Origin of the sequence: Nocardioides sp., from assembly GCF_025964975.1 — a bacterium.
Taxonomy (GTDB): Bacteria; Actinomycetota; Actinomycetes; order Propionibacteriales; family Nocardioidaceae; genus Nocardioides.
In genome coordinates, this window is sequence record NZ_JAOPXV010000101.1 from 1 (window position 1) to 3,217 (window position 3,217).

The window sequence follows — 3,217 nt, forward strand, 5'->3', positions numbered from 1 at the left end:
CCTGATGCTCGCGGCGTCCGCCGTGATCTGGATCTTCCTCGACGTCAAGCACGAGGAACTCGCGACCGACGGTCCCGAAGGGGTCCACGTCGGCTGACCAGCCGCCGCAACACTTTGCACACCACGCCGGTCCGTCCGCCTCCGCGGGCGGACCGTCGTCGTACCCCATCCGCAGCCACCCTCTGCTCCGAAGGAGACATGTGAGCGAGCCCATCCTGACCAGGTCAGACGCCCCGGGGAGTCCCCGCGCCCTGATCCTGATGTTCCACGGCGGCAAGGACCGCTCCTCCGAGGCGGTCGGCGGCCGGAGCCTGTCGTGGCAGCGGTCGCTGGCCATGCAGCGCGCCATCGCCCCCCATGCCCACGCCGAGGGGATCAGCGTCTGGCTGCTCCGCTACCGCCAGCGCGGCTGGAACGGCGGTCGCGACCCGATCGCCGACGCCCGCTGGGCCCTCGACCAGGTGCGGGCAGAACACTCCGGCGTGCCGCTCACCCTCCTCGGCCACTCGATGGGGGCGCGGGTCGCCGTCCATGTGGCCGACGATCCACAGGTTCAGGGCGTGGTCGGACTCGCACCCTGGCTGCCCGGTGGCGAGAGCATCAACGCCCTGGCAGGCCGGCACCTGGTGGTCGCACACGGACGCAGCGACCGGATCACGTCGTTCACGGCGACTGCGGCGTACGTCGAACGCGCCCGCGCCGTCGCGGCGAGTGCCGAGATGCACGACATGGGACCGGTCGGGCACTACATGCTCAAGGGCGCCGCTGCCTGGAACGCGGTCGCATGGAGCGCCAGCCTGGGTGTGCTGGCCGACTGACCGGTCGCCTCAGAGGTTGCCGGCGACGGTGGCCACCAGGCCCAAGGCGTCGCGCGACCAGCCCGGCGACGCGCCCGCCAGCCCGCACGACGGCGTGATCACCAAGCGCTCGCGGACCTCCGCCGGATCCAGGCCCAGCATGTCCAGCCAGCGGAGCACGCTCTCGGTCAGCGCGGTCTCGGAGGGTACGGCGCCCGAGTCGGTCGTCGGCACGACCCCGAGCGCGACGACGGCTCCGTCATCGAGCGCCTGCGCCAGCGCATCGAGGTCCTGCGGCACCAGCACGTCGTGGTCGACCGACAGTCCTCGGGCCCCGGCCCCGGCGACCAGGCCCCACGGCACCCCCGGGGCGCACGAGTGCACCCATGGTTCGGCACCTGCCTCGACGATGGCACCGAGGACGACCTCGAGGGCTGCTGACGCCTCGGGTGGGTGAACGGTGCGGTGCCGCCCGAAGCCGGACGCCGTGGGGATCGAGCCGGCCAGCACTGCGGGCAGGGCGGGCTCGTCGACCTGCACGATCAGCCGGTCGACCCCGGGGAGACGGCGCTTCAGGTCGGCGACGTGACCCAGCAGGCCCTCGGCCAGTGCCTGGGTGAGGTCACGACGGGCGCCGTGGTCGGACAGCACCTTGTCGCCGCGCGGCTTCTCACACGTGGCAGCCAGCGTCCAGGGGCCGGTCACCTGCGTCTTGAAGGCGCCGGTGTAGCCCTGGGCCTGCTCCTCGACCTGGTCGAGGTCCTGGGCCAGCAGCGAGCGCGCGCGTCGGTGGTCGACCCCCGACGCGTCGGTCAGGCGCCACCCGGCGGGCTGGAGGTCCACCCCGATGCCGACGACGACGGCGAGCGCCCGACCGGTCATGCCGGCTCCCGGTCCCCGACCCGGGACCTCCGGCACGAAGGGCAGCTCGGGGAGCTCTCCGAGCGAGAGACGCACCGCCTCGGCGTAGTCCCGGTCGTCCTCGCCCGGCATGGACCCGACTCCCGTGGCCATCGTCATGCAGGCGCCCCGCTCAGCGCAGCGCTGCGAGCCGTGGCACTGATCGTGGCCGAGCCCACGACGCGGGTCCCCTCGTAGATCACGGCGGCCTGGCCGGAGGCGATGCCCTCCGCGGGATCGAGGAGCTCGATCGCCACGACGTCGACGTCGTGCTCCACAGCCACGCGCACGACCGCCCGGTGCTCTCGCCCGTGCGCCCGCAGCTGCACGGTGACGTCCGGACCGTCGAGCAGCGACGGCACCGTGCCGCACCACCGGGGCTTGATCCCGGAGACCCGATCGATCCGCAGTCCTTCTCGCGGTCCCACCGAGACCGTGCCGCTGACGGGCTCGATGTCGAGGACGAAGCGCGGCTTGCCATCGGCTGCGGGCGTGCCGAGGCGCAGTCCACGGCGCTGGCCGATGGTGAAGCCGACCGTGCCGTCGTGCCGGGCCAGCACCTCCCCCGAGCTCGCGTCCACGATGTCACCGCCGTCGTTGGGGTTGCGGTCGCCGAGCTTCTCCTTCAGCCACCCCGTGGTGTCGCCGTCGGCAACGAAGCAGATGTCGTGGGAGTCCGGCTTGTCGGCGACCAGCAGGCCGCGGTCGGCCGCCTCGCGGCGTACGACGTCCTTGGTCGTGTCGCCCAGCGGGAAGAACGAGTGCGCCAACTGGTCCTGCGTCAGCACCCCGAGCACGTAGGACTGGTCCTTGCCCATGTCGATGGCGCGATGCATTTCCACCAGGCCGTCGTGGCCCGTGCGCAGCTGCGCGTAGTGCCCGGTCGCCACGGCGTCGAAACCGAGGGCGAGGGCGCGGTCCAGCACGGCTGCGAACTTGATCTTCTCGTTGCACCGCAGGCAGGGGTTGGGGGTACGCCCGGCGGCGTACTCGTCCATGAAGTCCTCGACGACGTCCTCGTGGAAGCGGTCGGAGAGGTCCCAGACGTAGAAGGGGATGCCGATGATGTCGGCCGCGCGGCGAGCGTCGTTGCTGTCCTCGATGGTGCAGCACCCTCGAGCGCCCGTGCGGTAGGACTGCGGGTTGCGCGAGAGAGCCAGGTGGATGCCCGTGACGTCGTGGCCGGCTTCGGCGGCGCGGGCCGCGGCGACGGCCGAGTCCACCCCGCCCGACATGGCAGCAAGGATCCTCATCCGCGCACGCCCGACTTGGCCGTCCTGGCGCGTTCGACCACCGGGCCGATCGCCTCGACGAGGGCGTCGATGTCGGCAGGGGTGGTCGTGTGGCCCAGGGAGAACCGCAGCGAGTGGCGGGCCTGGTCGTCGTCGCACCCCATCGCCAGCAGCACGTGCGAGGGCTGGGGCACGCCGGCGCTGCAGGCCGAGCCGGTCGAGCACTCGATGCCGCGGGCGTCGAGCAGCATCAGCATCGAGTCGCCCTCGCACCCGGGGAAGCCGATG

The 3,217-nt window shown here is 72.3% G+C and carries 4 protein-coding genes; 1 reads left to right on the top strand and 3 read right to left on the bottom strand.

Going from position 1 to position 3,217, the window contains the following annotated elements; all coding sequences use genetic code 11:
* Positions 1–200 precede the first annotated feature (200 nt).
* Complete coding sequence (locus JWN68_RS07135; protein WP_297736729.1) at positions 201–818, top strand: alpha/beta hydrolase; 618 nt, start codon at positions 201–203, stop codon at positions 816–818.
* Between the two features lie 9 nt (positions 819–827).
* Here JWN68_RS07135 and JWN68_RS07140 read toward each other — a convergent pair whose 3' ends face one another.
* The 3 genes from JWN68_RS07140 to JWN68_RS07150 form a co-directional block, all read right to left on the bottom strand.
* Positions 828–1,817, bottom strand: a complete 990-nt coding sequence (locus JWN68_RS07140; protein WP_297736732.1) for a methionine synthase — start codon at positions 1,815–1,817, stop codon at positions 828–830.
* On the bottom strand, positions 1,814–2,950 hold the full coding sequence (gene mnmA / locus JWN68_RS07145) for a tRNA 2-thiouridine(34) synthase MnmA (protein WP_297736734.1): 1,137 nt from the start codon (positions 2,948–2,950) through the stop codon (positions 1,814–1,816). Before mnmA ends, JWN68_RS07140 begins: the two co-directional genes overlap by 4 nt.
* Positions 2,947–3,217, bottom strand: a 271-nt coding sequence (locus JWN68_RS07150; protein ID WP_297736737.1) for an aminotransferase class V-fold PLP-dependent enzyme, incomplete at its 5' end; no start/stop codon positions are given. The genes JWN68_RS07150 and mnmA, both read right to left, overlap by 4 nt.